The sequence below is a fragment of the Paenalicyclobacillus macrosporangiidus genome (assembly GCF_900116805.1).
Lineage (GTDB): Bacteria > Bacillota > Bacilli > Alicyclobacillales > Alicyclobacillaceae > Alicyclobacillus_H > Alicyclobacillus_H macrosporangiidus.
In genome coordinates, this window is the sequence record NZ_FPBV01000054.1 from 1 (window position 1) to 4,557 (window position 4,557).

General features: G+C 60.0%; 5 protein-coding genes. All 5 read right to left on the minus strand.

The annotated features are described in order from the left end of the window. Positions 1-78: 78 nt before the first annotated feature. The 5 genes from BM357_RS18305 to BM357_RS18325 all read right to left on the minus strand — a co-directional run bounded on the left by BM357_RS18305 (position 79) and on the right by BM357_RS18325 (position 4,450). Entirely contained in the window at positions 79-267 is a 189-nt protein-coding gene (locus BM357_RS18305; RefSeq protein ID WP_074956794.1) for a DUF6092 family protein, read from the minus strand. After that, positions 245-769, minus strand: coding sequence for a nitroreductase family protein (locus BM357_RS18310; RefSeq protein WP_074956796.1), 525 nt, complete (start codon positions 767-769; stop codon positions 245-247). The genes BM357_RS18305 and BM357_RS18310 overlap by 23 nt, the downstream gene beginning before the upstream one ends. A 53-nt stretch (positions 770-822) precedes the next feature. Further along, on the minus strand, positions 823-1,683 hold the full coding sequence (locus BM357_RS18315; protein ID WP_245784094.1) for an NADPH-dependent oxidoreductase: 861 nt from the start codon (positions 1,681-1,683) through the stop codon (positions 823-825). Between the two features lie 70 nt (positions 1,684-1,753). Beyond that, the gene (locus BM357_RS18320; RefSeq protein WP_245784095.1) at positions 1,754-2,710 is read right to left on the minus strand and encodes an aminopeptidase; all 957 of its coding nucleotides are present in this window, start codon (positions 2,708-2,710) and stop codon (positions 1,754-1,756) included. A 111-nt stretch (positions 2,711-2,821) separates the two neighbouring features. Next, a complete protein-coding gene (locus tag BM357_RS18325) occupies positions 2,822-4,450 on the minus strand; it encodes an OPT/YSL family transporter (protein ID WP_245784096.1) in 1,629 nt (542 codons plus the stop codon). Positions 4,451-4,557: the final 107 nt, after the last annotated feature.

The following is a 4,557-nucleotide window of genomic DNA, read 5'->3' on the forward strand; positions in this document are numbered from 1 at the left end:
CGGGCTGTAGTTACTACACGAGTTATCCACAGGTCTTGCGAATCCATGTCGGGCTTGACTTCGCGGGACTTTGTGTGACTACCAACTGTCGAACTTGGGGACGAGGCTCTTCTCCAATGCGTCAAACATCCGCATCGGTCCGTAGCTGAGCGGCTCCCCATACAATCCCCGGGCGCTGGTCAGGACGTAGCCGATATAGTCGCGAAGGGTTTCCCGCAGCGCGTCCCGGTCCCGCTGGGTCCCGTCACCGCGTTCCAAACCGGTCATAGGAAATCACCTCCGTCACAGGTTTGGACACTTTCGGGCGCGGCGGTTCCGCTGGATGGCCAACCGTGATCAACAATTCGGGTTCCACATCTTCGGGCAACTGTAGAAGGGTCTGCACCGCCTTCTTGTGAAACGACCGGACGGGGCAGTTCCCCAACTGCAAGGACGAGGTGACCAGCAGAATGTACGCCGCGGCGATGCCGAGATTGACGAACCGCAACGTCTGCACTGTGTCCGTTCCGCCCCGAATGAGCGCCTCGCGCCGATTGGAGCACAAAACGACCACCGCCGCCGGCTGGCCGGACAGCCCGGGGGCAAAACGCTTGATACGACGAATTTGATCCGGATCCTTTACAATCACGAAATGGGATTCTTGCGCGTTACTGCCGGAGGGGCTGTTCAGGATGGCCGTTTCAATCGCCTCCATGGCCTGTGCATCGAGTGACCGTGGTTGAAACGAGCGCGTACTCCGGCGGGTCCGGATGACTTCCATGACGTCCATACGTATGCCCTCCTCCATCCAATCCGACACGAGAGGATGTCGGGACCAGCTCTCTATCGAAATGAAAATCCCATCTTTTCCAGAATGGCACGCAGGTTTTCACGTAAGCTGGCGGAGGCCGCGATGGTCTCCGGGCGGGTGCATCGCCGGGCAGTGTGTTCACACCACCCGTACTCGATCCCCTCCCGTTCGGGTTCTCCCGCAATCGATACGCGGCGGCCATCGTACGTCCGCCTGGAAATCATCACCTGGTCGTATTCCCGCAGCCCGTCTTCCAAATGGACAGCGGAATACTGTTCCTCGTGCACTGTCACGCGCGCCGGCAGGCGGGGTTTGACACCTCGCCGCACCCCCTCCCGCTCGTATCCGAGCGCCAACCCGGCCAAGGCGTATACACTATCCGGGAGCGCCAGCTCTGCCGCAACCTCCTCCGGATGGTTGCGAATCGATCCGACCGGAACCGTCGCCAGCCCCAGTGATTCCGCCGCCACCAAAGCGTTTTGCAAGACCAAGGCGGCATCCACCGACGCCAGCAGAAACATCTCCAGCGTCTCCGCCGCAAACCGGTACCCCTGCCGCTTGGTGACGTATCTGAGCCGGTAGATGTCCGCGCAGAACACCAGGAACACGGGCGCCTCTTCGATGAAACGCTGATTTCCGCTCAGCGCAGCCAATCTCTTCTTGCGTGCCGCGTCCTTCACCACCACGATGCTGTAGGCCTGGAGGTTGGAAGAGCTCGGGGCACTCCGGGCGGAGACGAGAATCGCCTGCAGCCTGACATCGTCCACAGGCGTGGATTGAAACCCCCGGATGGACTCATGGGATGTCAGCACCCGAATGGTCTCGTTGTCCACATCCGGCGGGAGCCGCATCCCTTCTAATTCCAACCGATTTCTGATCAGCGAATTCTGCACTGGCGCTCCCCTCCCGCGGCCGGACGGCCGTACATCCTCGTGTACTCCGGCCGTCTGTCATCATCACGCGTCAGCCGGACACGGTCAGCTCGCCATCCTGCATTACCAGTTGCCCGTCCACGTACACCGTCGGTCTGCGGATCACGCCGTCCAGATGGACCCCCGCTTGCACGGTGCCGCCAAACGTGGCGTTGCTCCCGAAAGCCACGTGAATTGTGCCGTACGCCTTCTCGTCCTCGAGGATGACGCCCGTCAGGCGTGCCTTACGGTTGGTCCCAATCCCCAGCTCCGCCACGTTGCGTGCGGCGTCGCTGTCCCCCAACTTGGCCAGCCACTCTTGCGCCCGGTCCCCGTCCGCGCGAACCAACAATCCCTGCCGGACCGTAAGCCGCAAGGGTTCGTTGAGCAGACCAAGGCCGACCATGGAGCCGTCGACAATCAGCTCCCCTTCCGCCGTGCCTTCCAGGGGGGCGATATACGCTTCCCCCGAAGGCAGGTTCCCGGATTGGCCCCGTTCCCGGTAGACCCCGGTGCTCGGGATACCGGCGCGGCCTTCGATGCTACACGTAAAGACCGCACCGTCCTTCACGACACGGACATGTTTGCCGTGTGTGAGGATGTCGGCAACCCGCTGCGTCAGCCGCGCGACCTCGCTGTAGTTGGCGGTGATGGGACCGTGTTCGAACATGTCCAACGTGATGCCCGGCATCGTGGCGATACGAGCGCCCGCCGCGGCGGCCTCCTGCCGGGCGCGCGTGTGTGTCAGCGAATGAGCGGTCGGGCAGACGACCACATCCGCCTGCTTCATCGCCACCGCGACGACGTCAGGCGGCTCCTGCCCGCTGCGCTCCCGCGGGGCCATTTCCAATAGCAACGCCTCAGCTCCCAGTTCTTGGCCGGCGAGCCGGAGCGCTTGGCAAATCTCCGGACGCGTACTGTCCGAGACGACTAACAACGTCTCATCATGCTTCAAGTCGAGGCACTGCTCCAAGATGTTACGTGCTGCCGCAATCAGCTGGTTCGTCACATGCATGCCCTCCTTCGCAGAAGTACGGCGACCCGACGCCCGTCGGAGGTTCGATCGGGTGACGGATCGCTGCCCCGGCTGTGCAGCCGCCTCGCAGACGTCAGCAACGCATCACTTTTTCGCGGTGCCGAAGAACTTGTAGACGGAGTTGAAGAATCCGTACAAGGCGTCGCCGGCGATGAACCCGGCAGCCAGGATGCTCATCGTGCTCTCCGCTTGTTTTCCGTAAATCTTGAGGACGATCAAGCGAATGGCGATACCCACGAGGACTGCCCACCCCGCCAACGGATTGGTGATCAACAGACCCGTGGCAAACAGGATGCCAATCTGGCGCGACGGTCCACCAATCAGCTGGACGATGGCACCAGGAATCGCCCACAATAGCAGGTTGGTGGCGATGTGCGGATCGGTCAGGCCCGCTTTGATGGTGGCAATGTATACCTTGTCCACCGGTGGGATCAACCCGTGAGCGAAATAGTTTCGGTGGAATATGGCAACAATCACCAGAGCCGCGGCGAAACCGAGCAGGGACGCCCAATATTGCTGACGACGGCCTTCCAACTCATACGCCCGGCTGTAATTGGCACGTAAAATCCAACCGGCCTTAAAGTCGTACCCCATGTCTGCAAACGCGGGACCTGTCGCGGCAGCGTACGCCACCAAAACCGCCAGAGGAACGGCGGGGAAGTGGAACATCATGCCGACGACCAACGAGATCAACGCGACCGCAAAAGCGGGAAACCAGCCTGCGTGCATCGCCGACAGCCCGACAATCAACTCGTGAGCCAATGCGACGAACGCTGCGAAGATGATCCACCCAATCATCGCCGCCACCGACATGTGTGCCCACAATCCGGTGACGAGGGCAAGGAACAGGGCGCAGATCAGGTAGGCCAAGAACCCGTACAGGACCGCCTTGGAGATGTCCCGGTCGGAACGGGTCAGGGGCAGCCGAATGTCGGTGGGTGCCAGCTCGGCGCCCGTCTCCACAGTGGCCGCCGATTCCGCCACGGACGACTGGGCGTCCGTCCGCTTTTTCAACAAAATCCAAATCACCTGGATCAAGGCAACCAAACCGGCCCCGACCATGATGCCGTGCGGAATGTAATACTTGTCAATGCTGACGCCGAACAGCTGTTTGTCATACCCCTTGACGAGCAGACCGATGCCCCACATCATAAGCGCCCAGATATTACCAATAAATGCCACGCCGAACGCCGACATGGAGATACCAAAGTACGACCCAATCAAACCGAGGCCTGTGCCGTACAACAAAAGTCGTCCGCGTTTGCCGCCCTTGTCACCGGCGAGAATGGCTTCGCCCGTGGCCACGCCCGGAGGCCAAGCGTTGGAGGCCGGGAAAATCCGCGTATCAAAGATTTTATAAAGAATGGTTGCATCAATCAGCAAGGCAAACGTTACACCGATGAGTACTGGGACAACGAGATTGGGCTGCCCCAACAAAAAGGGAATCCCAATCGGGAGCAACAGGGCGTTGGCCGCCCCAAACGTCGCCCCGGAAATGGTCGTCTGCACCAGGTTCTGGCGGTGAATCGACTTGAACTTCTGGAATACGGCCCCCGGCATCCGTGCGATTAACATAGCAATAAGGGCACCAATTATGGCGGTGTTCGGAGTGATTCCGAGGGTCACTATCAACTGCATCCCAATGATGGCGCCAAGAAACCCGATGAGCAAATTGAAAACGAAACTGGATGGTTCAAACAATTTCGGATGCACGTTGTCTTGTATTGTTAAAGTCTCAAGTAGTGGTGTAAAATCCGTCGTTCACAATTGACGACGAAGCCACCGTGCGTGTCTACTAGAAAGTGACGCAACCAACTAGT

What these genes read in the sequence shown, in the direction of transcription:
- BM357_RS18305 (WP_074956794.1), bottom strand. Translation starts at nt 267, where the DNA reads ATGACCGGTTTGGAACGCGGTGACGGGACCCAGCGGGACCGGGACGCG.
- BM357_RS18310 (WP_074956796.1), bottom strand. Translation starts at nt 769, where the DNA reads ATGGACGTCATGGAAGTCATCCGGACCCGCCGGAGTACGCGCTCGTTT.